The organism is Nostoc sp. C110, assembly GCF_043099725.1.
Lineage (GTDB): Bacteria > Cyanobacteriota > Cyanobacteriia > Cyanobacteriales > Nostocaceae > Nostoc > Nostoc muscorum_A.
The window spans coordinates 2548881-2573123 of record NZ_CP171148.1 but is presented as its reverse complement, the minus strand read 5'-3'; the positions used below and the strand labels follow the sequence as shown (position 1 = coordinate 2573123).

General features: G+C 42.5%; 22 protein-coding genes and 3 pseudogenes. 11 read left to right on the top strand and 14 right to left on the bottom strand.

From position 1 onward, the window contains the following. Positions 1-156: 156 nt before the first annotated feature. Entirely contained in the window at positions 157-1470 is a 1314-nt protein-coding gene (locus ACFFRD_RS16575; protein ID WP_392482398.1) for a TldD/PmbA family protein, read from the bottom strand. On the opposite strand from ACFFRD_RS16575, the gene ACFFRD_RS16570 reads away from it, so the two are divergent. After that, positions 1469-1636, top strand: coding sequence for a hypothetical protein (locus ACFFRD_RS16570; RefSeq protein ID WP_159402452.1), 168 nt, complete (start codon positions 1469-1471; stop codon positions 1634-1636). The two genes, ACFFRD_RS16575 and ACFFRD_RS16570, sit on opposite strands and share 2 nt — an antisense overlap. Before the next feature lie 158 nt (positions 1637-1794). Here ACFFRD_RS16570 and ACFFRD_RS16565 read toward each other — a convergent pair whose 3' ends face one another. The 3 genes from ACFFRD_RS16565 to ACFFRD_RS16555 form a co-directional block, all read right to left on the bottom strand. Next, positions 1795-2655 (bottom strand): Tab2/Atab2 family RNA-binding protein, encoded by an 861-nt coding sequence (locus ACFFRD_RS16565; RefSeq protein ID WP_114080556.1) that lies wholly within the window; start codon positions 2653-2655, stop codon positions 1795-1797. A gap of 368 nt (positions 2656-3023) precedes the next feature. Beyond that, complete coding sequence (locus ACFFRD_RS16560) at positions 3024-3668, bottom strand: HAD family hydrolase (protein ID WP_114080555.1); 645 nt, start codon at positions 3666-3668, stop codon at positions 3024-3026. Positions 3669-3847: 179 nt separating this feature from the next. Next, positions 3848-5041 (bottom strand): NAD(P)/FAD-dependent oxidoreductase, encoded by a 1194-nt coding sequence (locus tag ACFFRD_RS16555; RefSeq protein WP_392482396.1) that lies wholly within the window; start codon positions 5039-5041, stop codon positions 3848-3850. A gap of 182 nt (positions 5042-5223) precedes the next feature. On the opposite strand from ACFFRD_RS16555, the gene ACFFRD_RS16550 reads away from it, so the two are divergent. After that, positions 5224-5847, top strand: coding sequence for a 4Fe-4S single cluster domain-containing protein (locus ACFFRD_RS16550; RefSeq protein ID WP_163931333.1), 624 nt, complete (start codon positions 5224-5226; stop codon positions 5845-5847). Here ACFFRD_RS16550 and ACFFRD_RS16545 read toward each other — a convergent pair. Next, positions 5844-6095: a hypothetical protein gene (locus tag ACFFRD_RS16545; RefSeq protein ID WP_392482395.1), complete on the bottom strand. Its 252-nt coding sequence runs from the start codon at positions 6093-6095 to the stop codon at positions 5844-5846. The genes ACFFRD_RS16550 and ACFFRD_RS16545 overlap by 4 nt on opposite strands. 314 nt (positions 6096-6409) lie before the next feature. On the opposite strand from ACFFRD_RS16545, the gene ACFFRD_RS16540 reads away from it, so the two are divergent. After that, positions 6410-7351: a FecCD family ABC transporter permease gene (locus tag ACFFRD_RS16540; protein ID WP_392483086.1), complete on the top strand. Its 942-nt coding sequence runs from the start codon at positions 6410-6412 to the stop codon at positions 7349-7351. A 329-nt stretch (positions 7352-7680) separates the two neighbouring features. Here ACFFRD_RS16540 and ACFFRD_RS16535 read toward each other — a convergent pair whose 3' ends face one another. Further along, positions 7681-8001 carry a DMT family transporter gene (locus tag ACFFRD_RS16535; protein WP_392482394.1) on the bottom strand — a complete coding sequence of 107 codons (321 nt, stop codon included), beginning with the start codon at positions 7999-8001 and terminating at the stop codon, positions 7681-7683. Positions 8002-8514: 513 nt separating this feature from the next. Between ACFFRD_RS16535 and ACFFRD_RS16530 the strand changes: the two genes are divergently transcribed. Next, entirely contained in the window at positions 8515-8964 is a 450-nt protein-coding gene (locus ACFFRD_RS16530) for an Hsp20/alpha crystallin family protein (protein ID WP_392482393.1), read from the top strand. A 241-nt stretch (positions 8965-9205) separates the two neighbouring features. Here the strand turns inward: ACFFRD_RS16530 and ACFFRD_RS16525 are convergent, their stop codons facing one another. From ACFFRD_RS16525 to ACFFRD_RS16515, 3 genes and pseudogenes are all read right to left on the bottom strand, one after another. Beyond that, positions 9206-9505 carry a ferredoxin gene (locus ACFFRD_RS16525; RefSeq protein ID WP_392482392.1) on the bottom strand — a complete coding sequence of 100 codons (300 nt, stop codon included), beginning with the start codon at positions 9503-9505 and terminating at the stop codon, positions 9206-9208. Positions 9506-9608: 103 nt separating this feature from the next. Continuing rightward, entirely contained in the window at positions 9609-10463 is an 855-nt protein-coding gene (locus tag ACFFRD_RS16520) for a uroporphyrinogen-III synthase (RefSeq protein WP_392482391.1), read from the bottom strand. A gap of 473 nt (positions 10464-10936) precedes the next feature. Beyond that, positions 10937-12311, bottom strand: a pseudogene (locus ACFFRD_RS16515) (IS110 family transposase). Between the two features lie 280 nt (positions 12312-12591). Between ACFFRD_RS16515 and ACFFRD_RS16510 the strand changes: the two are divergent. Beyond that, complete coding sequence (locus ACFFRD_RS16510) at positions 12592-12813, top strand: hypothetical protein (RefSeq protein ID WP_392482390.1); 222 nt, start codon at positions 12592-12594, stop codon at positions 12811-12813. A 335-nt stretch (positions 12814-13148) separates the two neighbouring features. On the opposite strand, the gene ACFFRD_RS16505 is transcribed toward ACFFRD_RS16510, so the two are convergent. Continuing rightward, complete coding sequence (locus ACFFRD_RS16505) at positions 13149-13859, bottom strand: response regulator (RefSeq protein WP_392482389.1); 711 nt, start codon at positions 13857-13859, stop codon at positions 13149-13151. Between the two features lie 254 nt (positions 13860-14113). Here ACFFRD_RS16505 and ACFFRD_RS16500 point away from each other — a divergent pair. The 3 genes and pseudogenes from ACFFRD_RS16500 to ACFFRD_RS16490 all read left to right on the top strand — a co-directional run. Continuing rightward, positions 14114-14269: pseudogene (locus tag ACFFRD_RS16500) on the top strand (transposase); the annotation flags it as partial. 3 nt (positions 14270-14272) lie between these two features. Continuing rightward, positions 14273-14398 (top strand): annotated as a pseudogene (locus ACFFRD_RS16495) (IS4 family transposase); the annotation flags it as partial. Between the two features lie 52 nt (positions 14399-14450). Continuing rightward, the gene (locus tag ACFFRD_RS16490) at positions 14451-14987 is read left to right on the top strand and encodes a DUF1772 domain-containing protein (RefSeq protein ID WP_392482388.1); all 537 of its coding nucleotides are present in this window, start codon (positions 14451-14453) and stop codon (positions 14985-14987) included. A gap of 138 nt (positions 14988-15125) precedes the next feature. Here ACFFRD_RS16490 and ACFFRD_RS16485 read toward each other — a convergent pair whose 3' ends face one another. The 3 genes from ACFFRD_RS16485 to ACFFRD_RS16475 all read right to left on the bottom strand — a co-directional run bounded on the left by ACFFRD_RS16485 (position 15126) and on the right by ACFFRD_RS16475 (position 19802). After that, positions 15126-15737 (bottom strand): HEAT repeat domain-containing protein, encoded by a 612-nt coding sequence (locus ACFFRD_RS16485; protein WP_392482387.1) that lies wholly within the window; start codon positions 15735-15737, stop codon positions 15126-15128. Between the two features lie 62 nt (positions 15738-15799). Next, on the bottom strand, positions 15800-17779 hold the full coding sequence (locus ACFFRD_RS16480; RefSeq protein ID WP_392482386.1) for a DUF4157 domain-containing protein: 1980 nt from the start codon (positions 17777-17779) through the stop codon (positions 15800-15802). A 301-nt stretch (positions 17780-18080) separates the two neighbouring features. After that, positions 18081-19802 (bottom strand): DUF4157 domain-containing protein, encoded by a 1722-nt coding sequence (locus ACFFRD_RS16475; RefSeq protein ID WP_392482385.1) that lies wholly within the window; start codon positions 19800-19802, stop codon positions 18081-18083. Positions 19803-20211: 409 nt separating this feature from the next. Here ACFFRD_RS16475 and ACFFRD_RS16470 point away from each other — a divergent pair, with 409 nt between their 5' ends. Next, positions 20212-20868, top strand: a complete 657-nt coding sequence (locus ACFFRD_RS16470; RefSeq protein ID WP_114086217.1) for a DUF2301 domain-containing membrane protein — start codon at positions 20212-20214, stop codon at positions 20866-20868. Further along, positions 20868-21557, top strand: a complete 690-nt coding sequence (locus ACFFRD_RS16465; RefSeq protein WP_392482384.1) for an ElyC/SanA/YdcF family protein — start codon at positions 20868-20870, stop codon at positions 21555-21557. The genes ACFFRD_RS16470 and ACFFRD_RS16465 overlap by 1 nt, the downstream gene beginning before the upstream one ends. A 107-nt stretch (positions 21558-21664) precedes the next feature. Here ACFFRD_RS16465 and ACFFRD_RS16460 read toward each other — a convergent pair whose 3' ends face one another. Next, positions 21665-22744 (bottom strand): alpha/beta hydrolase, encoded by a 1080-nt coding sequence (locus tag ACFFRD_RS16460; RefSeq protein ID WP_392482383.1) that lies wholly within the window; start codon positions 22742-22744, stop codon positions 21665-21667. Between the two features lie 237 nt (positions 22745-22981). Between ACFFRD_RS16460 and dprA the strand changes: the two genes are divergently transcribed. Beyond that, on the top strand, positions 22982-24097 hold the full coding sequence (gene dprA / locus ACFFRD_RS16455; RefSeq protein ID WP_392482382.1) for a DNA-processing protein DprA: 1116 nt from the start codon (positions 22982-22984) through the stop codon (positions 24095-24097). Positions 24098-24243: the final 146 nt, after the last annotated feature.

Sequence of the window (24243 nt, the reverse complement as noted above, 5' to 3'; positions counted from 1 at the left end):
TCTTTCCTAAAAAGCTGTTTAGTGGAATCTTAGAGGATGGTTTAAAAGTCTATCTCAAGGCTCAGATCCCCGACTTCTTAAAGAAGTCGGGGATCTTGTTATTCACAAATAATTTAGGATCGCTGTACAAAAGTACTCTCCCCAATTACGAATTACTTAATTGCTTCTCCCCGTGGTGGATAGCCCTTCTACTATCAGAGATGGAGTATAACAAGAACCATTCCAGTCACCATCGTTGCCCAGTGCAACCAATTGCTTCAGAGCTGTGTAAACATTACCTGCAACCATAGTATCCTTAACGCGCCCAATTACTTGACCATTTTGGACGCGGTAGCCTAAATCGACATTGATCGAAAAATCTCCAGAAATACTGCCACCATCACCCAGCATTTGATCCACAATCAAGCCATCATCTAGTTGTTGAATCAAATCTGGTAGCGATGCCGAACCTGGCTGGATGAGAAAATTAAATAAACCAGGAGTGGGATAGCTGCCTAAACCAGGGCGAAAACCATTTCCAGTAGTGTCAGTACCCAGTTGGCGGCCGGTGGTGCGATCGCCATAGAAATGCTGTAAGATTCCGTTTTGGATAAATACTAAAGATTGAGTCGGAGTACCTTCATCATCAAAAGGGCAACTGTAAGGGCCAGCTTCTGGATCTTGGTAGAGAGTGAGACTGGGGGCAACAACTGGGTTCCCTAAACGTTCTGCCCAAGGTGAAGAGACTTCTAAGACTTGCTTGCCATTCAAAGCGGCTTGCACAGTACCCCAAAGCATATCAGCAGCTTTAGAAGTGAACAAAATCGGGACACGACCAGTAGGGGGCGAGACATTTTCTCTGGCCCAAATTAACCGTTGTAAAATTTGGTTAGCTAATCTCTCAGGGTGGAGTTCTCCCCGCTTGGTTTGACCATCAGCAACACTTAAAAAATCATCGCCACGTACCCATTCTGCTGATACATAGCAGTTAAGGGTAGTATCAGTGTAGTAACAATCTAAACCTTTGGTGTTGACTATTCTGGTAGTTTCAATATCACATTCCCAGTCACCATTGCACACAACATCGGGATAGACATCGCGGATGAGTGCGATCGCTTCTTTGCCCCAGTCTACCAAAATCTCTATCGGTACACTTTCTCCTAAATCTGGGTAGGAGGGCTGAAAGTTAGAGCCTAATTCTACAGTTTCCGGTTCATTCAGGTGACTTAATGCCAGAGCTTTTTCCACCATCACTTCGGCTAATACAGAACCGTAAGCCACCGTCAGCCCCGGACGACCGTTTCGCCAAAGCCGTAGTGCTGTACCTTCAGATTGGTTGTTTTCTAGCTGTTTGAGTCGGTTTGCCTCAAAAAACACTGGACGAGAAAGCGATCGCGACTGATACACCTCAGCAGCTTCTGCTCCAGATTTTATAGCTAGTTCCAGCAACTGTTCGGCTAGTGTATCTTGTGACAAATTTTCAGAACCCATGACCCTTAGTGAATTGTGGATTTTGAACCGCATATCAACGCACCTTGGAGAAAGTGCGATCGCTAAAAACCAACGATCGGGCTTTCTGCCGATGGACGCAGATAACTATCCAAAAATCATCAGCGTTTCCTTACAGTTACGATTTGGAACCGCAGATCAAAACTGATGGACGCAGTTAATTATCCCAAATCATTGTCATGTCTCAACGGATCTAGTCATTTGTCATTTGTCATTTGTCATTGGCCATTGGTCATTAGTCCCCATTCCCCGTTCCCACTTGCCCTGAGCGAAGCCGAAGGGATTCCCAATTCCCAATTCCCATCTTCAAAGATTAACCTCTTGCAATAGCCAAAAACCAGCAAAAGATTCTGCTTTGGGATCAGACTGTATACCAATAAAATGCACTCCGTTAGCTTTTTGCTTGGCTTCTTCAAAACCTTTAGCCTCTGCTAAGACTTGAGGTTTTTTGATATTTGCCACAATCCAGCTTTCATTAACACCCGTTTCTAAAAGCAATCTCGGCTCTTCACTGGTGTCAAATCTTAAGAAAGCCAACTCCAAACCAGACATCCAGCCAGCCAAAGGCAACGCTCTCGGTGAGAAAATCAAAATACCAGGAATACGGGCTTCGGGTGAAACTTTTGCCAATTCTAAAGGGAAAGCTTCACCAAAGCCAATTTCCCACTCTGGCATTTCAGCCAAATCCGCAGCATCTAAGGTAACAAATACCCACTGTTGCCCTTCTAAAGCATCTGGTAAACGTTGCGGCAAAGGTTTTTCCAAGCGGACTGAGGGATTAGTCCCCCCTTGATACCCCGGTTCTTGAGGATACACTTCCTTCATCCGCTCTTCTAGCCATTGGTTAAGAACCAAAGTACGGCGGCTAGGCTGGGCGGGAATGCTTATATCTTGACAGGCTTTTGTAATCATGTTGTTCATTTGGCGGCGGAAAAAGCGGATTTTAATTGGTGCTTTTCCAGCTTGGTTAATAGCCTCTTGCAATGCTGTCCGCAACCAGCCCGAGTTTACCTGGGTACTGGGACAATATTGAGCATAGCGAAACAAAGAATCTGGTTTTGTGCCAATATCCAAGGGGCTTTCGCAGACTAAGACTTCCCAAATTTTTTTCTGATTATCGTCCAAAATCGGACGGGAGTAAAAATCGATTTCCCAAATACTGCCCATGTTTTGCGGTAAAAATCTGGCTGCTATGTTTTCCTGATATGTTGATCATACGAGTGTTGGGGCAGCATTGGGAATTGGGAATTTGGAAGAGGACTTGGGGACAAGGAGAATTGGGGACAAGGGGAAAGACTTGTTTCAAGTTCTCACCTCTTGTCCCCTTGTCCCCTTGTCCTCTTGTCCCCCTGCTCCCCATTCCCCATTCCCTCTCCAAAAATGAATGTAGAGACGTTGCAATGCAACGTCTCTACAAGGGTTTCAGGTAACGCATAATTAATTTCTGGAGATGTCTAGTATTCTCATCTGTTGAGTATATGCTGTGTTGTGTTTAGATTTGAGAAAAAATAGCGATCGCTAAAGTATCTCCTTAATTAACCACGATTGATCCAAACGCCTCTAAGTCCTGCTGCTTTAGCGGCGTAGTAGTCTTCTACAACGCTATCGCCAATATGCCATGCTGCTGAAGGGGAACATTTATGTTTATCTAAGGCAATAGCAAAAATTTGAGGATCGGGTTTAGCTGCACGTACCTGGGTAGCAATGGTGACGGAGGTAAAAAACTCTCTCAATCCCAAACTTTGCAATACTGAATAAATCCGAGAATCAAAATTGGATAGCACCCCCAAAGTAACCCCCAAGCGCCGCCAGTTGATTAAAGCTGGTAAGACATCGGGATAAACAAACCACGGTTCGCCAGTGCCAAAGTGGATGTAAAGTTCGCTAAAAAAAGCTGAAAAGTCAGAAAATTCCTTGAGGACACCTGCACTTTCAAAAGTGTTCAGGGCAATTATCCGCCACCAATCAAACTCGCGCTGGGGAATATCTTGGAGTTCTGCATCTGGAAATATTGGCGGCGGGGCTGCTTTAAAGCTTTTGATGAAGGCTGTATTCAATGTTTCGGCTGGAACCGTCACACCAAATTCCTCGGCTATCTGACTATAAACTTTACCCACACTGCCTTTAACATCGAAGAGTGTACCCACAGCATCTAAAAAAATAACTTTCGGTTGTTCCATCAAAGTTTGAAGATTTTGAATGTTAGATTTTGGCTCGTTAGAGAGGTTCTGTGGGTAGAGTCTAGCATCTGCTAAGTAGCTTGACGAAAATAAAGCAAATCATTGTCATTGGTCATTTGTTATTGGTCATTTGTCATTTGTCATTAGTCCCCATTCCCCATTCCCAATTCCCAATTAAGTTACTTAGAAAGTGTCTCGATGATTGGACGCACTAGCCAATTAAAACCAACTTTGAGTTGATGGTCTAAAGTTGGCAACCTATATAAATAGGCAATCCGGCGGGCGACGGATGCCAAGGGGCCATCTAGTTTAATTCCCAAACCAGTAAGGGTGGCGTTGTTTTTACCCAATGTCATCATTTCTCCCAACTGTTGGTAGTGGAAGGGAAGGAGGGGACGATTAGTGAGACTTGCCCAAATATTCCAAGCAGTATAATCAGCTTGTTGAAAAGCGGCTTGTGCTGTGGCGGGGACTTGCTGTCCTTCAACATCATGAGAGTCTGCTAAATCTCCCAAGGCAAAGATTTCTGGATGATCGATCGCTTGTAGATTGGATGTAGTGCTGATTTGACCACGCTGATTTTGCTTGAGGGGAAGAGATTTCACGACAGGCGCAACCCTATTTCCCACAGTCCAAATTACCAAATCTACGGGAATTGTGTCTAACTGGTTTTTATACTCTAGGGTGATGCTATTTTGCTCTATTAATTCGACTTTGGTTTCTAAGTCTAGAAACACGCCACGGGCTTCTAGAGCTTTTTTTGCTGCTTCTCGGTTAAACTCTGGAGAAGTTCGTAAAATTTGATCGGCGATTTCAACGATCCGAAAGCGTCCTCTTTCACCGAGTCTGTCGGCTAACTTACAGGCTAACTCTACACCACTGTAGCCAGCCCCAATAATTGCCACCCGAATTTTATCGGCATCCGATTCTTCTAAAAATCGCAGGCGTTCTTCCAAACGATAGGCATCAGAGATGGTGCGGAATGGGTAGCCGTAGGTTGTTGCACCGGGGACTAAATCTAGCGGTGTCTCGCCTCCTAGTGCTAGCACTAAGCGATCGTAAGGGATTTCTGGCCCTTCATGTATATTTACCCGTTGCTGGTCGATGTCAATTCCAGACACAACTCCTTGATAAAAACGCACCCCAGTACCTTGTAAAAGTTCTTCAAAAGGTGGGGCAATTTCCCAAGTTTGCAGTTCGCCAGTGAGTAATTCGTAAAGCAAAGGGGAGAATAGGAAGCGATCGCTTTGATCTACCAAAACAATTTCGGGTTTTTGCGTAGATTCCCAAGGTAACTGGCTTAAGCGTAAGGCTGTGTAGAGACCACCAAAGCCTCCGCCAAGGATACAAATTCTAGAACTTTGTTCAGTCATCGATTTTATCTATAAAAGGATTAATACTAGCTGGGCAACTAACTTCAGTCTAGTCAGTTAAAGCGGACTTTTCAAAATCCCATCAAGTTTTTGAGAGATTAATCATTAATGGTCACAGTTATTTAACGGTCGATTCGCTATATTTAACGGTTAACAGGCAACGGCTAAAAGGAGTTAAAGAGATGGAAATTAAGCCAACTGACCCATCGCTAGCACTCATGGAAATTCCCCCTGGCTATCTCAACATTATGGGTTACGTCGATCAATCAGAAGTTAATGGCCCTGGTTGTCGTGCAGTCGTCTGGGTACAAGGTTGTCTTCGTGAGTGTCCTGGCTGCTTTAATACTAACTCCTGGTCATTTGAGGCTAACCAATTGATTGCTGTTGATACCCTTGCCGAAAATATTCTCAGCAATCCCCACAACACGGGTGTAACATTCTCTGGTGGAGAACCATTTTGGCAAGCAACTGCATTGGCATCTTTAGCTCGTAAAGTAAAAGCTGCTGGGTTAAATGTAATGTCTTTTTCTGGGTTCACTCTCAAGCAGTTACAATCTCAATCCGCGCCTCCAGGTTCTCAAGAATTGTTAGAACAACTTGATATCTTGATTGACGGGCCTTTTGTCCAATCTCTGGCAATTAATTCTCCCAACTCTCCAGTTTCTTCTAGTAATCAACGGGTTCGTGTGTTAAACCCGGCTTTCCAAGACCAGATTACTTGGGCTAGCGATCAGATAGAAGTCCACATTCTCAAAGATGGTGGGCGCATTGTCACTGGCTATCAAGGTGGGCTGGAATTGACTTAAGGTATTGGGAATTGGGCATTGGGCATAAAAGGATTTAGCCTCAGAAGATCAACGTTCACCTTCTGAGGCTCAACTTCCACCTTCTGAGGTTCAACTTCCACCTTCTGAGGCTCAACTTTTACCTTCTGAGGCTCAACTTTCACCTTCTGAGGCTCAACTTCCACCTTCTGAGGCTCAACTTTCACCTTCTGAGGGTCAACTTTCACCTTCTGAGGGTCAACTTTCACCTTCTGAGGGTCAACTTTCACCTTCAGAAGCTCAATGTCTAAGTTTTAACTCCCCTCCCTCCCAATACGGTTCGGATAAGCATTTTTCACTTTCCTTGTGGTCTGGGTAAAGGGTAAGGGGTAAAGGGTAAAAATTTATTCAAAACCTTTTCCCTTTCCCCTTTCCCCTTTAACCGAACCGTATTGCCCTCCCTCCTGCCCAATGTCCAATGCATCTGTGTTTGAGACGCATTATATTTAAAAAAAATGCATATCTAAATTTGACTAAACCATTTAAGACAATTTTTACTGAACACCGGGTACTTTGGGCTGTTTTACTCCTGAGTGCAGCACTGATGGTAACGCTAGTGCTGTCCCTTTCTCAAGGAGCAGTACCTTTAACTATGTCGGAATTTTGGCAAGCCATACTCCACAAAGGTGATCCAGTTAAACAGACAATTCTCTGGGATTTACGTCTCCCGCGCATTACGGCTGCTCTCATTGTCGGCGCGGCTTTGGGAATGTCAGGAGCATTACTGCAAGGAATGTTACGCAATAGTCTTGCCGATCCATTTATTTTGGGCATTTCAGCAGGTGCTGGATTAATTGTGATTGTGATGATTGTGTGGCAAATATTCCCGATCGCAATTCCTTTAGCAGCGTGGATGGGGGCAATTTTGACTTCTGCGATCGTTATTTTACTCGGTCGCGCGGGTTCGGGAATTTCGGTTGAACGGTTGATTTTAGGCGGTGTGGCGGTGAGTTCTTTATTTGGTGCTGTACAAAGTACATTGCTGCTTTTAGCCGAAGATGGTCAAATTCAAATTGCGCTCAGTTGGCTGGTTGGTAGTCTTAATGGACGCGGTTGGCAAGAAATTTCGACGGCTGGTCCTTACATTATCGTTGCATTGATCGGGGGATGTTTGCTGGCGCGATCGGTAAATGTGCTGGCTTTGGGAGATGATTTGGCTGTGGGTTTGGGGGTTTCGTTGACGCGATCGCGTTTGTTAATTGGTGGTGTCGCTACTCTCTTAGCCGCAGGTGCAGTCAGTATCAGTGGTTTGATTGGATTTGTTGGTCTTGTTGTCCCTCATGGTGTCCGCCTCATTGTTGGTACAGATCATCGCTTTGTTCTACCACTTTCCGCCCTTGCAGGTGCATGGTTACTGACTTTTGCAGATTTACTCTCTAGATTAGGAGCAGTAGAACTACCAGTAGGTTCTGTCACCGCATTGCTGGGTTCACCGCTATTTATCTGGTTACTTTATCGTCGTTCTGCTGGGTTTAATAAATTTTGAGCTAATCTACTCGGATTAAAGCCAAAATTGTTTTTTAGCTTAAGTTGAGACTATAAAATAATATCCTTTACGCCTCAGTGTATAAAAAACCTGCCAAATTGGCTGTATGAGTTTGGTTATGTCTGGTAAAGTATTAAAAGTAAATTACTTGTGGGCTATATTTACCGAGGTTTACTATACTTTTAAAAGCATTTAACTAAGTCCGCTCATTTTGCTTTGCTAACGGAATAATAAAAATTGCTGGTGTATTCACTACAACAGCAACAAGCAGAATGATCAGTTTTGGTTTATTTACCTCGTCTATTTTAAAATAGACGAGGTATTTTTATTTATTCACTTGCATTTATACCAACTACACCCATAATTATTAGGGCGATCGACAAAAGTTTGATAAATGTAGCAGATTCACGAAACCAAATAATACCAATGATTGCAATTAGGACAGTTCCCAACCCAGCCCAGACAGAATAAGCCACGCTTACTTCAAGTCTCTTGAGAGCAAGAGTTAAAAAACTAAAACAAAGTCCATAAAAAACAAATATTAATACTGAAGGGACTAATTTAGTAAATCCTTCTGATAACTTCATGCAAGTTGTGCCTGAAACCTCAAAAAGTATTGCTGCGATGAGATAAATCCAACTTGTTGACATATCTTTTGTGAGCGGTTTGTTACCAGTCTTTTATTATCTCTATGAAAACAAGAAAATACAACACTTTTAATTGATATTATTGATTGAGCAAATACCCTAATTGCAATTATTTGTGAAACTGCACAGAATAATCTGGTTCAAAGTTGTGGCAAAATCACCTTATTCAGAAAGAATCTAAAATGTAATCAGTATATTATTGTTCCTCATAAATCGGTTAGTAATTCCGATGTCTGGCTTCTCAAATAAGTTAGGTATCTATGTACCTAATATTAGCTTACAGGCATATTCTAGAAATTATAAATTAGAGAATTTTTAAATTCAAGTCTCTCTTGTCGAGTTTACCGAACCTAGCTAGTTCAGATTACCCTACATTTATTGTGGTTCGGTAATCATCATAAATCATGTGATAAAAACCGAATTTACACCACTTTTATTTTTAAATACTATGAAAAGCAAGGAAATAAATCCTCAATTAGTCGAACAGCAAACATACTGATTATACGAGGTAGAAAGATGACATTAGTACGTTGGAACCCTTGGCAAGAATTGAACACAATACAACGTCAAATCAATCGTTTATTTGATGAAGAAACTTTACCATCTGCATTTTTAGACAGAGGCTATGCTAGAGTTCCTGCTGCTGAGTTAAAAGAAACTGAAGATGCAATTCATCTAAAAGTAGAACTTCCGGGAATTGAAGCTAAAGACCTGGATTTGCAAGTTACAGAAAATGCTGTATACCTCAGTGGTGAGCGGAAGTCTGAAGCTAAATCTGAAGAGAAAGGTGTAATCAAAAGCGAATTCCACTACGGTAAATTCCAACGTGTAATTCCTTTATCTACTCGGATTCAAAATACTAACGTCAAGGCAGATTATAAAGATGGTATCTTGAACCTGACGCTACCCAAGGCTGAAGAAGAAAAGAACAAAGTCGTCAAAGTTAATCTAGCATCATCTGGCTAATTTCTGCTTTATATCTGCTAGCTATTTATTAAACTAAATAAAAAGCGCTCCCTTTTTAGAGAGCGCTTTTTAGTGTAAATGACTCAGGCTATATAGATTTTTTAGGAAAGTGCAAAATTCTAAATCTTGTAGAGTGTGTTATTGCCGAGAGTAAAGCACTACCTCAGATTTTAGTTGCGCTAGCACAAATGTTCTAACGCATCCTACAAAACTTGCTCTTTCTTAAATTCACCTTTCTTAGTTAACCGTTAAGTTCATCTTCTTGATTGGTTAGGATTACACAGTCAGAAGTTGGTCTGGCAACGCAGGTAAGAACCCATCCTGCATCTATTTGATCGTCGTCTAAGAAGTTCTGATCTGATTGGTCAATTGTACCTGAAATCAGCTTACCAGCGCAGGTTGAGCAAGAACCAGCATTACAAGAGTAAGGCAAGTCCATCTCATTTTCTTCGTTAGCGATCTCTAAGATGTACTCATCATCAGGAACTTCAATAGTTTTTTCTCCATCTGGAGTCTTTAATGTGACTTTATAAGTTGCCATGTAACAATCCCTAGCTAAATCTGAACTACATTGTTGATCCTACGGGTTTATGTGCTGCTAGTCTAGAGTTAAATGTGGTTGATTACTCTATATCCTGAAGTGCTTAGTGTGAATTGGAAGTGAGAGTAAAAAATTCTGCGATCGCTTCAGCAAATCCCTCAAATGAACTATAATCCCTAGACACGATGGAGACATTCACACCCAACTTCCGCGCATTAGCAGTTGTATAAGGGCCAAAACATGCAATAATGCAACCTTCATAGTCACTTTGCGAGTTGACCATTGTCAAAAAGCTTTCTACTTCCGCCGTGCTACTAAAGGCAATGACATCAATCATTCCTTGATGTATCAAGTTTAATTCAATACTATAGATACTTGTGTCTAAGCCCTGTGTAATATATGTGGGTACACGAGTTACTTCTATGCCCAATTGCTGCAAATCCGTAATTAAATTGGGTACAACATCAGGCTCAGGCAAACCAACAACTTCTGGTGCAGGTATCAGCACTTTTTTGTCATGAATTTGCGGAATTTTCGCTAATTCCGCCACAATTCCGGCTGGACTAGATTCTGTTGGAATTAAATCTACCTTGCCACAAAAAGACAATAGGCTTTCTGCATCTTTTCCCAAAGCACATAATTGACATTTTTCTACCACAGATACAGGAATATTTAAATCATTCATCCGGTGAAAAAATGCAGTGATGCCATTTCTACTTGTGAAGACAATCCAATCAAATTCAACTATGTGGTTGAGAGCAGCATCTAATTTAGTGTAGTTTGATAAATAGCAGGTTTCGATAGTAGGCATGAAAACAGGTAAACCACCTTGTTTGATAATTTGTTCAGATAACCTATAAGCATAATTTCTCGGTGCTGTTACTAAAATTCTCTTGCCATATAGAGGTAACTCTCTAGATGGAGTGAGTATGTTGAGTTGTTTTGATTGGGTGTGCATATTTGTTTATCAATCAATGATATAAGCTCAACCTTATCCAAAATCTGACTTTTCACGGCATCTGGAAAACCTCACTTCTATTTCTCTTCTGAGAAACTCTTTACTCCACACTTAGAGCCTGGAAATACTAAAAATAGTAAAGATTTATGCGATGTGAAAATTTACATACATCAAAGTTGCCTAGAATTCATCTGAAGTCTAGGACCAAATAATGATGAGGACCCTGACCTGGGCCGGTCTTATTAGATAATCTTCTGAACGGGATAGTAGCGAAAGCCACTTCACCAATATAGTAACCATAAAAGATAGTAACCATAAAAGCCCAGAACCACGCTTTCAAGCAGGCTTAAAAGCACTACTGAGGATTCGGTTTTAGCTGTCAGGGTACTTTCCATTATAAAAGTTTCTCTACATCAGTAACGGGTGGCGATCGCCGCCAGTGGGGCGCTTTCAAGAAACACTTGACGTAAAGCTTATGTAGAAAGGGTTTGACCAAATGAAGCTTCCCCCTTATCTTGGGATTTGGGGACAAGTTGAAGACCAAAAGCTTGCGCTTTCTTCTGGAGATTTTTGAGGATCAGATCCTGGTATTTTTGCTCATAGTATTCCATACCAGGATCAGAATATCGTCCAGCAGTTGTCCAAATTTGGTAGAACAAACGAGCCAGCTTGTGTGCAGTAGCAGTTATTGCTTTGGGTGCGCCCAAGCGAGAACGTAAGCGGCGATAAAATGCACCCAGAGCAGAACGGCTGTGAGTCAGAGAAAAAGCCGCTATGCGAAAAGCATTTGCAGCACGATTGACAACAGTACGAGTTTGAGAGCTTTTGACCTTACCGCCGGTCACTTTTTGACCAGGACATAAACCCAACCAAGAGGTGAAGTGTTTAACGCTGGGAAAACGTTTCGGGTTTAATCCCACCTCAGATAAAATGGTCTGAACAGTTAAAGCATCAAGACCATCAATCAGTGTAAAATCTACTCCTGCCATCCGATAAAGATATTTATGCAAATCAAAATCGGGGTGATTTGCAGTCGGTTTTTTTCTGCGTTTTCTTCCTGTTGTTGGTGGTTCATCTAAAGTTTTAGGTTCAAAAGATGCTAAACATTTTTCAATTTCAGCGTCAACAGCAATAATCTGTTGTTGATAAATCTCATACAGTGTTAATTCTTGCTGGAGGACAAATAAATGTTCACGGCGGTAATCACCAGTTAAAGATGCAGCAATATCTGCTGTGCTGCTTTTGATATGTGGGTCTTTGAGGGATGCTAAAACTTGTGGGTCTTGTTCACCAGCAACGATTGCTTTTATAATCTTCATTCCGGTCAAACCAGTCACATCGCTGATGACTTTGTGGAGATGTAAATTCATCTGGATGAGTGCCTTTTGCATCCGTTGTATATGGGCACTAGCACTCTTGATTAAGGTATCTCGCTGACGGACATAACTGCGTAGCACACAAAGAAAGGTCTTCTGGGCGAAAAGAACCAGACAGTAGTCCATATGTATGTAACTTTTGTAACCACTGGCAATCTAACACATCTGTTTTGCGCCCAGGGACTGTTTTAACGTGATGAGCATTGACTAATTTGACCTCAAAACCCTTGGCTTCTAATATCTGAAACACTGGAATCCAATAAACTCCTGTGGCTTCCATTGCCACGGTATTTATTCGGCATTCCTTTAACCAATCGGCCATTGCAATTAAATCAGGGGTAAAACACCCAAATCGGCGAACATTTTTATCTGCCCTATCAGTGGGCACACAAACCCAATGTTCTCCACTACCAAGGTCTATTCCGGCTGCGTTCTGGTTAATTTTTTCTAAAGTGGATGAAGGTTTTACCACAGGTACAGGCTGGTTTTTCTCTTGATTTGCTGGCAATTTCATTGCTGCAACCCTGTTCTAGTTATTATGGATAGTCCTGACAAAAGGGATGTACTCATAGATAATCTTTCAAACGGGATAGGAAACGCAAGTCCTTCACCAATGTCATAGCCATAATGCCCCAGAACCATGCTCCTAATCAGGCTCAACACACTATTGTGGGTTCGGTTTTAACTGTCAGGATAATTCTAATGTACTCGTTCATTAATCGCTTCAAAATAGTTTCTTTCATTCATAGCGGGTGGCAGTGCCGCCTGTGCAGTTGCTCCTAAGAGGCTACGGTGTACACACAAGTCTTAAAATTCCCCCTAGTACTTGGTTTCGTCATCTAGCAATAGGATTGTGCGATGGCGTACCCGCCCGCCGGAGGCGATCGCTCTGGAAGCCTGTCCGTAGCGTTCGCGCAGCGTCTCGTAGAGAGGAGGAACGACGACGCAATCGCTTTAAGCAGGGGATTATGTGATTACTTCGCTCCGTTATCACTGCGCTCGTAATGACAATTTAAGGGGTCTATAACGTAACATCGTATCGAGAAGCATCCATTCCCAAGATTGCATTCCCCCGGTTATTCGGATCAACATCACCACAAATAGAACTATAATCCCTGGAGGTGCAGCCAGCGACTACAACCCAAATTCTTGGCAAATACGATTCCAGATTCCCCTTCTCATTTAATTTAGGATTTATTTTCCCTATATTTACAGCATATTTAAGGATGTATTCAAAACCTTTTCCCTTTAAGCGAACCGTATTGCTATGCCTCTAGCGTGTGGTCTATTTAGGTGAAAATAGCTGTAATTAATCAATTAAACCTTCTTCACGGGAACGAATTTCGGTGAGGATTCGCATATTCTTACCACTTTGCTTGCAGTCTTCAGGATACACCCCCAAAACATCCTGAATCTTCGTCCAGTAAGTACGTACTGCTCGTTCTGATTTATACATTCTGTCTGCGATCGCCTTATCTGTTAAACTCTCTTCAAAAGCCAAACGCAACACATCCAACCATTCCGGCTTGAGTTCGATTCCTGTTTTGATGTCTTTTGTGTGAGTTGCACCCTGAAGCGCTAAATTAACCCGCATGAGCATTTCATCTTCGGGTAATCCTTTATCTGCGATCGCAAACCCACCTTGATGATTATCAATCTCGTGTTTAATTCTGATTAATGCCTTTACATAACTAGTTTGCACTATGAAATTCTGATGGGGATATTCTTTAAGCAAAGTTTGCAACAACTTAATTCCGGTATCAATTTCTGCTGTCTCCCCTTGGCGATCGGGAATTGATAAATCCATCACAATCAAGTCAAACTGGTAACATTGCACTTGAGAAAGTGTATCTTTTGCCGTCTGAGCCTTGATAATAATAGCTTCAGGATACTTTTGATTTAAGACATCAAGAGTACCAGTCAAAATTAATTGGTGGTCATCGACAACAAGAATACCGAGCTTCTTTTCCACTGCTAAATGCCCATAAACTTGATGTTCTTTCAAACTTTTCATCACCATATTTTTATCCAAATTAAAAGTTTTTTTAAGCTTTACTACTCAATACTTAGCCATTCAAGTAATATTTAAAATCAGCACTCTTTTAAATGTCCTCTTTAAAGTCTCCGCCTATTTTAATTGGAGATGAATGTCCTACATATACAGAAAAGTGCAAATAATGCTGAGAGGAGATTGTTCATCACTACTAGCTTATTTTCAATTCATGCACTGAGAAGGTTCTGGGGATCTGGATATTGTAGTATGATTTTTTGACAATGACAAAACCCGCAGATGTCAGCACCAAACCCTTAATTAGCCTTGCACCCGACAACTGAGTGAGATGGTTAACTCAAATTCCCAACATTACAGTTGAAGAAATTCTCAACTCAGAATTTCAATGGATAAGTAGGGAAAGTGATGTTTTAATGAGGTAAAAAACTTATGGACTGGATAGATTTTTTTATAGCCTGGTTAGCAAACCTATATTAGGGCTATCTTTTTTTACATTATCATTAGTAAGTGTGGAGCAAAGGCACTCGTTTCCCATACAGAGAGAACAGAGGTGATCGTCCTGTAAGGACGGGGCTTCATACCCATTTTTTCGGTGAGACGATGCTGCAACATCTGATAACTCAACAATATTATTTTGCATTAAAGCTTTTCTCGGCACTGGGCTGCGGGCTGATAGCCGGAGTTTTCTTCGCCTTCTCGACCTTCGTGATGAATGCCCTTGCTCGGCTGAAACCGCCACAGGGCATTGCCGCTATGCAATCCATCAATATCACGGTAATCAATCCATTTTTTATGACAGCGTTTTTGGGAACGGCTGCGGCTTGTATCTTTCTTTTAATCTCCTCGCTATTAAAGTGGCATCAACCCGGTGCCGCCTACTTGCTTCTCGGCAGCTTGCTCTACCTCGTTGGTACATTAGGCGTAACAATAGTTTTCAATGTACCGCTCAACGAAGCCCTGGCGAAAGTCGAGCCGGATAGTACTGAAGGTGCGAGCCTATGGTCTAGCTACCTGACCAACTGGACAATCTGGAATCACATTCGGACATTAGCGGCGCTAGCAGCAGCAACATCGCTCACCATCGCGCTTTGTTTGGGTTCAAGAATCGTAGAGGGAATCGATAATACGGTTAGGTAACTCCGCTACTAATGGGTAAGTAGGTCGGCGAAATTAAAGCTAACTGGCTAAGGCTGTCATTTGTCATTGGTCATTAGTAAGGATTTTAAGCCTATTTACGTTTCGTAGAATACTTAGTTTTTTGTGACTAATTAGTAATTATTTGCTCAACCATTCCTGCCATTTTTGAGCAGCCTTGTCACGTTCTGCTTTTTGGCCTGCGGGATCATAACTTCCCAAACTCTGCCACAACTGATTCCAGTCTTGCCCTTGGGGTAGCTTACTCACTACAGCCTTAACAATCAAAAAAGCCCGCTCACGAGTGAGATCGTTTGGTGCTTGCAAAAGAGGAATTACCAAAGGTAAAACTTCTTTTCCGCCTCGCATTAAAGGATACATCGAAGCTGTGTAGGGATTGTGCAGAATGTCAGGGTAATCATCAAGGGTAGCGACCAAAGCGGGCAATGAGCGTTTATCTCCTAATTGGTGTAGGGCAGTGGCAGCACGGGCACGCACTTCTGGATTAGTGTCATGGGTGGCTTGGAACAAAGCATCGGCACTAGCGGGATCGGCAATTTCGCTCAGTCCCTCGGCTGCAAGCCGACGGGTACGGGGGTTGGGATTAGTCAAGGCTTCCAACAAAATCGGGGTGGCTTTTTTGCCTAAACGAATCAATTCACCTAGTGCTAAAGCGCTGATGTCTTGATCTGTGGAGTAGAGACGTGTTTTGATCTGCTCCATAGGTGTCGCGGTAGCATCTTGATTATTCATATACAAATTTCCTCCGATCGCCAGCATCACAAGTATCACGAATATTCCTATTGTTCTCAAGATCAAGGTGTCCCTCCTCCCCCTGCTGGTGCTGCTGGTGCTGCTGCTGGCACATGCTGAAAGCTCAAGACAACTCGGCGATTACCCCGACGATTCGCTTCTGTATCTTGGTTAGTTGTGGCATCAGGGGTAAAGTCTTCGGTTGAACCAGAGCCGATAGTAACAGCACTAATTTGAGCTTCAGCTACACCCTTAGCACGCAGGGCTGCTCCCACTACCTGCGCTCTGCGTAGAGATAGATCGAGGTTGTGCCCAGATGCGCCGCCGCGCCTGTCAGCGAAGCCTTCAGGAGTTACTTTGACATCAGGGAATCGCCGCAGGTAATCTAAGAATGTATCAATTTTGCCTGTTTCGCTGGAACTCAGTTGGTCGCTGTCGAAATCAAAGTAAAAAATGACTGGTTCGTGTACGTAAAAATCTTGATGCTTCTGCAAAGCTGCATCGAAGGTAGCAGATTGACCATCCTGTGCTGATGCATGATCGTTCTCAACTTTGCCAGCACGGATTTGGAAGCCCCAATGAAGCGCTCCATAAGTTGTCATGGTGTCTTCTCCCTTAGCCACCGTCTGAAAGTCGAAATTAAACTCACCAGCCCCTCCGGGAGCATCGGTTAGTTCTGCTGCTTTGATGTCGGTGGGGTCATCGGAGCGTTTGTAACCAATAGTGGCTCCGCTTGCCCCACTAGAAGAGGGTCGTGAAAGTCCAGGGGTTGCGGGATTAGGTTGGGCTGGGTCGTTACCAAAGGGGTACTGGGCAGGTAATGCACTTCCGGCTGCGGCATTGGTTCCTGTACCACCGTGAGCAGGTGCATCATTATGCAGCGCATCAGTGAAATATCCGCCTTCAACTCCCGTGGTTGCATCAGCAGTGGTACGGAGGCTAGCACCACTAGCAGCAGGTAAAGACTGAGGTTCGACATTTGTACCTGTAGCATTTGTCAGACGCACAATCTGAATCAGTCCAATCTGGTTAGAGTAGGGAGCGGTGGTTTTGGGTTTAAAACGAATAGTAATCGGTAGACTCGCCCCGTTTGGTGTGGCATTTACTTCAAAAATACCGTGTGTCAGGTCGTATGTGGGGTTAATTGCCCGTTGAATCAATTTTCTCTGGGCTGTTCCTGTCTGCTGCACCACATGAGTCAGTTCATGGGCGGTTAATGCATCATTACCTGGTGACTTACCCGCACCAAAGAAAATGTTTTGCTGGTGCGTAAATGCCTGGGCATTTAAATCCTGATTCATCTGCACCGATTGAGTGCCTGTATGTACCCGTACTTGACTAAAATCTGTACCAAAACGTGGTTCCATGAAAGAACGCACGGCATCTGGTAATGGGCTTCCTCCAACTTCACTGCTGTTTAGCCGACTCTCAAAGTTGTCCCCAGTTTGGAAGCTGTCATTGGTAGCGAGTTGTAGCGATCGCTTAGTTTGTAATTCTTCTTCTGGTAAAATCTCTCTTTGGATGGGTGCATTAATAAGTTTAGTTTGTAACTCCTCTTCCTCTTCTGGCATTGCCTCCCGTTGCACTAAGGGAGTTATGGCAGAGGCTAGAGGCTTAGTTTGCACTTGGTCTTGAGTCTGTGTATTCTGCAATCCTATTGGCTCTGGTTCAGCCATTCGCATAACCTGATCGGCAACTTGATCGGCTTCCTGCTCATAATGATCGTCTGGCGCACCAACCGTGAGTTTTGCCTGGGGACGATGCAAAGATATGCGACTAATATCATGACTAAGGGGCTGTTTGACGGCTTCTGGTTCCAAGAATTGCTCATTAGCAGACTGCACTTCTTGAAGCTCAGTTGATGCCTCAGTTAGTCTTTGGATTGGAGGATTATTTGTTTGTAAACCAAAGCCACGCATTGGAGAAGCCAGTGTGGGAATAGTTGATAAGGCAAGGGACGGATTTAGAACAGTGGATATACCTGCTTTTTGGCGCTGAACTATGCGTAGATGCCCAGAAGCTTGTTGTCCGTCATTGCTCATATCACCCTTCCTTCATTTATGGTTCAACCAAGGCATATTGATAACACACATCATAAAATTTATCTGATTGCGATCACTATGGACTTAAGTGGAAATTATCTCTTCCATACGTGAAGCTTAGATGGCTTTAATAAGCTGCAATCAAGTGACCATCATATAGCATCATAATAATTTGTGAAAGTTACAGATCCCAACTTCTCAAAAAAGTCGGAAATCTGTGACTGTCAATGAAAATTCCTTCTTCACTATTTAGCAATTATTTTGAGCGTTTTAGGAACTTTTCTGCTAGGTAAAGTCAAACCTAAAAATAGGAATTATCGTCCGGCGTACCGTTCCATTTTGCAATATTAAATACAGGTGTTCCATCGACTAGAATATACAGAGGGAAATCTCCTTGTGTTGTATTGCCATCCCAATTCCAGTCAGTAGAGTAAATGTGTTCTCCATGACCATTGTTGCCCGCATGGTTAATTGTCGGGCCGCTACCTGTCAAATTGATGGATAACGAATCACCGTAGCCAATGGACATTGAAGAACCCCGACGCATACTTCCACCTCGGAATTGTCTAACATCCATCTCTTGACCCCTACTGGGCGGATCTAAGTTCGGGATTTGAGCTGCATCACTACTTAATTGCAGAGTTTCCTTGATAAAAGTTCCTCTAATATTGCTAAACCCAACTGCTCCAACAGTACCAATTGTATCTGCGGTGTGATCTCCACTGTCTGACCAAATAAATTCTACATTGTCTGTTGTTTTTTGGTTTGTATTAAGTAGTGTTTCAATCTGCAACTGAACTTCTGCCTTTACAGCTTCCAAAATGGCTAAATCCAAAGTGCCACCAGATTGATTAGGTGAATCTGATGCAGTTGGAGCTGGAGTTGCTGGGGTTGGGGCTGGGGCTGGGGTCGGGGCTGGGGCAGTTCCTTGGGTCGGTGGAGCTAGGGGTACATCAGGATGCTGTCGTTTCCAGTGACTCACATAAGCATTAATTAAACGATATTGGGTAATCAACTGTAGTTTTTGTTTGTCTACAGGTGACATATATCCATTATCTAGTTGAACGCTTTGAACACCGCTTTGTCCAGGAGCAAGCGCACTTCCTACCTGTGCAGCAGCTTGTCCTGCTTGAATGGTTGCTGCTGCTATGGTTGCTGCTGCTGCTCCTGATTCAGTTGCCAGACTAGCACCCCAAGCACCGATCGCACCAATTACTGGTAGAGCATTTTGTACAATTGGCTTTTGCTGAACTGCCTTGCTTACAGTTCCGTCTATTTTCTTGGCTTGAATAGACTCTTTCGTGATTGCATCAGGGCTTGCTGCTGCCTTATTACCTAGTACATCAGCTTCTGCTTCCAAAGCTTGGTCTTGCACAACTATGGAATTCCCTTCTCCAGGTAGTTTTGGGATATTAACCCGTCCCTGTCGTTGTTGGACTACATGGCTTAATTCATGTCCAATTAGAGCTTGACCAGATTGACTTTCCGGATCGTACTTTCCCTGAGCAAAATGTAAATTATTACCAGATGCGAAAGCCTGAGAACCTAGCTTTTCTGCTTGACCATCTGTATGAATTTTTACGTCTGATAAATCTGCATTAAATGCTGTCTGCATCTTTGCTAGGACAGGTTCTGGAAGATTTTGTCCACCACTAGGAGTCACAACGTCGGCTCCATAAGAGGCGTTTTTTATACCACTTCCTTGAATAACTGCATTTTCTAATCTATTAATCACGCCTTCGGTGAATGCTTTTTGTGGACGCAATGACATACGACTAATGTCATGACTCAGAGGCGATTGTTTGATTGGTTCAGATTTTATTTGTTGCTCATCAGCAGACTGCACCTCTTGAAGGTCTGTTGATGACTTACTTATTGTTTGGGAGCCAAAGCCGCGTATCGGGTTCGCCAGCGTTGGAATACTTGGTGAGGCAAGGGATGGATTCAGAAAAGTGGATGTATTTGCTTTCTGATGTCCAACCGTACCGGGACGCAAAGTGGCTTGTCTTTGGACATTGCTCATCTCAACTTTCCTCCATCAATAGCCTAACTACAGCATAATGCTAAGACACAGGATACAATTTGTCTGTATCAAATCCTTATGGACTTTAGTATAAATTTCCGATTCTATACTTGATATCAATCCTGTCCATATCCATTGCCTTCCCTCATTCTCAAGGATATTTTTGAGTCAAATCATACAATTTAATGATTGCGATCACGTAGTGTGCCGTAGGCAATCGCTATGGACTTAAGTGGAAAGTATTCTGTAATGCGATCGCTCATCTCACTTTTAGCTATACTAAGTACGACAAAAATTACTTAAAACTTTGTGATTGTGCCACAAAGTTGGTTTCATTATCGATAATAAAAGTAACCCTTCAGCAATTTCCCATTGTACTCTATTAGTAAATCGTAACAATATTTTAACTATGACTACGCAAACACTACCTCCACCAGAAGTTTATCAAGGTCAGTTTGGGGAATTTACAATTACTCAGAGCGATCGCACTGGCGTAATTATCTACCGTGCTGGCTTAATGGTAGCAGCAGTCAGCTTTGCGATAGGCAGCGCTTTGATTTTGTTCAACAATAACCCGACTGTTGTAACTGCACTTACACCTTTATATGCTTGTTTTAGTCTCGCTCTTGGTGTAAGTTTATTTACCATTCATATCTACATGGCATCACTGCATCGAATGTTGCAAATTTTTTGGGCGATCGGTAGTATGGCATCAGTTATTCTGGCAATTTCTAGTACTGAACCTTTAGCTCTGACTGTTTACAATCAGCCTCTTACCTTATTTGGGGTTGGTTTTATTTTTGTTGCTTTGACAGGGATTTATTTTAAAGAGGCTTTTTGCTTCAATCGTTTAGAAACTAAAGTATTAACCCTAATAGTACCGCTACTGTTATTAGGACATTTGGTGGGAATTTTACCAACTCAGGGCGAAAGTGTTTTATTAGGAATTTGGGCAACGTTGTTTTTGGTATTTGCCCTGCGAAAGACAGTGCAAGCAATTCCTGCTGATATTGGAGATAAATCTGTATTTACTTACTTGGAAGAACAACGTCTAGCTAAAATTTAATGCAGGCAAAAAACCGTCGGCGTAAAAATTTTTCAAAAATCAAACTAATAAAACGCCAAGAAATGTGGACACTTACGGCTCAGGGGTGGGCGATTGCGATCGCTTTGATTGCTTATTTAATATTTTTCGTTATTACTCATGTACACTCATTTCTCGCCGTGACTTCCCCTATCAAATCAGCAGAAGTATTAGTTGTTGAAGGATGGCTACCAGATTATGCCATACAACAAGCTTTAACTGAATTTAAAAACGGTTCTTATAATCTAGTAATTACTACAGGAGGATCGATAGAAAAAGGAAATTATCTTAGCGAATACAAAAGCTTTGCAGAAGTATCAGCCGCTACCTTCGAGAAACTCGGTTTAGAATCGGAGAAGGTAGTAGCTGTTCCGACACCAAACGTAATAAAGGATCGTAGTTATGCATCTGCTGCTGAATTTGATCGCTGGCTATCCCATTCCAATTTAAAGCTAAAATCAATTAATGTTTTTTCTTTGGATGTTCACACCCGTAGAAGTTGGTTCCTATTCAGAAAAATACTTACACCTCAAGTCCAAGTTGGTGCGATCGCAGCTAGAACTCATGATTACGATCCAAACAAATGGTGGGTTTCTAGCCAAGGTGTGCGGACAATTCTTGATGAAGGCATCGCTTATATTTACGCGCGATTTTTGAATTGGAAAGCCTGAAGGTGATAATTCGTAATTCGTAATTTCGAGTTACAAACTACGAATTATGTTTAGATAAACGTAACTTTGGTAGGTGGTTTTACTATGGAAAATTAGACGAAATTATATTATCTTTCCAGGATTTGTAATAATGCTTGTCGATAAATTTTTAGACCCTCAGCATTGAGATGGTCGCCATCGCTCGTCAAATTCTCTTTAAGAACATTATTCTCATACAATGGTGCTAGCCCTGCTGCTGCAACTGGCACTTTTTCTTTTTCAGCAACTTGATTAATCAGAAGATTAATTTGTTCAACTTTAGGAAGTGGGGCTGATACAGTTGGATCTAAGCTGGCTGCAACTGTTGAATAAAAAGCCGGAATCAGAAAAATCTCTTTATTTCCCATTGTTCTAACAAGTGCGATCGCTTCTTGGAGATTTTTGCTAAACAATTCATCACTAATTCCATACCAAGCATCATTCCCACCTACGGCAATAATAGCTTTTTCACATTTAACTTTAGTAGGAATTAAACTTTTTAGTTGTTCTAGTAATGAGATTGTGCTTAAGCCATTTAACCCAAAATTAAAAGTACCACTCCCAAGGGTATTACCAAGCCCCGCCGAAATAGAATCGCCAAATAAACAACCTGAAAACTGTTTATCTTGGGCGGCGAGTATTTGGTATTGCAGTGCAATTTTCCCAAAAGGTGAAGAACTTACATTATCTTTTGGTAGTGCATCAGCAGAATTAGAAGAGGAATTTGCCAGTCCAACTAGCTTAGAAATTTTTGACACATCAACAACTAGTTGATTACTAGGATATGCTTCTAAAAAGCTGATTAATCCTAGACCTTCTGGTGATTTTGCTCCTATGATGAGGGCAGAACGTAGGGCTTGTGTACTGGCTTGATCGCGACGAGCGATCGCACCAGAAGCAAAAGATAAAATTTGCTTGCCCATTCCTGTATTTATCAGCTTATCTAAAGCCACAATATCAAGCGACATTTTCACTTGAAGGGCTTCTTGAAACTTCTCTTTCTCTTTAGCGCTGAGGTAATCTAAGAAAGATTGCAAATCGCTAGAAGCCTTTTGCTTCTCACCATAGTTGCGTATATCTGCCACCGGGATTGATTGCTCAAACAACCCGTATCTGACAGTAACTTTCTCGGCTGCCAAACTAGGCAATAAACCAAGGCCACTATGCACCAGTAAAAATATTAAGCACCCCGATAGGCTTATTAAAAGACGATAAAAATATTTCATCACAGAAGATCAGAAGATAGATAGTCAATAGTTAATAGTCAAGAGTCAAGAGTCAAAAGTCAAGGGGTTAGTCATTTGTCATTTGTCATTTGTCATTAATTCTTCCCCTGCTCCCTCATCTCCCTCAACAGCCAAGCCCAATTTGGGAATACTCAATCCAGTGGGCGTGAGGACAGAACGGTGGTGGAAGAAGGCGCATATTGGATAGCTTGGGCGCAAATTTCGGGAATTGGCCCGGTATTATTGCGACGGCTGCAACAGCATTTTGGCACGCTGGCAACAGCTTGGAACGCTACCAAGGTAGAGTTAGGAGAAGTGGAGGGTTTTGGTTTTCAGACACTAGAAAAAGTAGTACAACAGCGATCGCGTTTGCACCCAGAACAACTATTTACCAAGCACCAGCAGGAAAATTCCCATTTCTGGACACCAGCAGATGCAGATTATCCCCGCTTACTGCTAGAAACTCCCAGTCCGCCGCCGATTTTGTACTATCGCGGCGAAGTCGAACTTCAAGAAAATCTCGGACAAAAACCGATGGTTGGGATTGTCGGCACACGCCAACCCTCAGAATATGGTATCCGTTGGACTCGCCAAATTAGTACAGCTTTGGCTAAAAATGGCTTTACAGTTGTTTCTGGGATGGCAGAGGGAATTGACACAGAAAGCCACAGTGCTGCAATGAAAGCAGGTGGACGCACGATCGCAGTTTTAGGGACTGGTGTAGATGTTATCTATCCACATAAAAATCGGGATTTGTACAAGCAAATTTTGACGGCTGGATTAGTTGTGAGTGAGTACCCCACAAAAACCCCACCTGATCGCACGCACTTTCCCCGCCGCAACCGGATTATTGCAGGTTTAAGCCGCGCTATCTTGGTAATGGAAGCGCCATTAAAATCTGGTGCGTTAATTACTGCTACATACGCAAATGAATTTGGCAGAGATGTCTATGCCTTACCTGGAAGAGTGGACGATCATCCATCTCAAGGATGCTTAAAGTTACTGAGTCAGGGAGCTTCTTTGATTGTCAAGGAATTGGATGAATTGTTAACAATGCTGGGAGCAATACCACAAATTGATGGAGTCGAGGCTTCCACAGCGCCAGAAAAGTTAATGCCAACTTTATCGCCAGAATTGCAAACGGTAATGGATGCGTTTACAAGTGATGCTTTACCCTTTGATTTTATTGTCCAACAAAGCGGCATGGCTGCTGGCTCAGTTTCGGGTGCTTTGTTGCAGTTGGAACTTATGGGTTTAGTTTCGCAATTACCAGGGATGCGGTATCAAAAAAGTTAAGAGTTAAAATTTCCTAATTTTGTCCACACCCAACCTTTAGGCAATTCTATTAATTTAAATTTAACTTCTTCCTCCGTGTCCTCTGTGCCTCTGCGGTTTATAAATCATTTATTTAACCACAGAGGCGCAGAGAACGCAGAGAAAAG

Bases quoted from the DNA above. Each gene is read 5' to 3' on its own strand.
- ACFFRD_RS16570 (WP_159402452.1), top strand. From the start codon at position 1,469: ATGACCCTTAGTGAATTGTGGATTTTGAACCGCATATCAACGCACCTT.
- ACFFRD_RS16575 (WP_392482398.1), bottom strand. From the start codon at position 1,470: ATGGGTTCTGAAAATTTGTCACAAGATACACTAGCCGAACAGTTGCTG.
- ACFFRD_RS16565 (WP_114080556.1), bottom strand. From the start codon at position 2,655: ATGGGCAGTATTTGGGAAATCGATTTTTACTCCCGTCCGATTTTGGAC.
- ACFFRD_RS16560 (WP_114080555.1), bottom strand. From the start codon at position 3,668: ATGGAACAACCGAAAGTTATTTTTTTAGATGCTGTGGGTACACTCTTC.
- ACFFRD_RS16555 (WP_392482396.1), bottom strand. From the start codon at position 5,041: ATGACTGAACAAAGTTCTAGAATTTGTATCCTTGGCGGAGGCTTTGGT.
- ACFFRD_RS16550 (WP_163931333.1), top strand. From the start codon at position 5,224: ATGGAAATTAAGCCAACTGACCCATCGCTAGCACTCATGGAAATTCCC.
- ACFFRD_RS16540 (WP_392483086.1), top strand. From the start codon at position 6,410: ATGGTAACGCTAGTGCTGTCCCTTTCTCAAGGAGCAGTACCTTTAACT.
- ACFFRD_RS16535 (WP_392482394.1), bottom strand. From the start codon at position 8,001: ATGTCAACAAGTTGGATTTATCTCATCGCAGCAATACTTTTTGAGGTT.
- ACFFRD_RS16530 (WP_392482393.1), top strand. From the start codon at position 8,515: ATGACATTAGTACGTTGGAACCCTTGGCAAGAATTGAACACAATACAA.
- ACFFRD_RS16525 (WP_392482392.1), bottom strand. From the start codon at position 9,505: ATGGCAACTTATAAAGTCACATTAAAGACTCCAGATGGAGAAAAAACT.
- ACFFRD_RS16520 (WP_392482391.1), bottom strand. From the start codon at position 10,463: ATGCACACCCAATCAAAACAACTCAACATACTCACTCCATCTAGAGAG.
- ACFFRD_RS16505 (WP_392482389.1), bottom strand. From the start codon at position 13,859: ATGGTGATGAAAAGTTTGAAAGAACATCAAGTTTATGGGCATTTAGCA.
- ACFFRD_RS16490 (WP_392482388.1), top strand. From the start codon at position 14,451: ATGCTGCAACATCTGATAACTCAACAATATTATTTTGCATTAAAGCTT.
- ACFFRD_RS16485 (WP_392482387.1), bottom strand. From the start codon at position 15,737: ATGAATAATCAAGATGCTACCGCGACACCTATGGAGCAGATCAAAACA.
- ACFFRD_RS16480 (WP_392482386.1), bottom strand. From the start codon at position 17,779: ATGAGCAATGACGGACAACAAGCTTCTGGGCATCTACGCATAGTTCAG.
- ACFFRD_RS16475 (WP_392482385.1), bottom strand. From the start codon at position 19,802: ATGAGCAATGTCCAAAGACAAGCCACTTTGCGTCCCGGTACGGTTGGA.
- ACFFRD_RS16470 (WP_114086217.1), top strand. From the start codon at position 20,212: ATGACTACGCAAACACTACCTCCACCAGAAGTTTATCAAGGTCAGTTT.
- ACFFRD_RS16465 (WP_392482384.1), top strand. From the start codon at position 20,868: ATGCAGGCAAAAAACCGTCGGCGTAAAAATTTTTCAAAAATCAAACTA.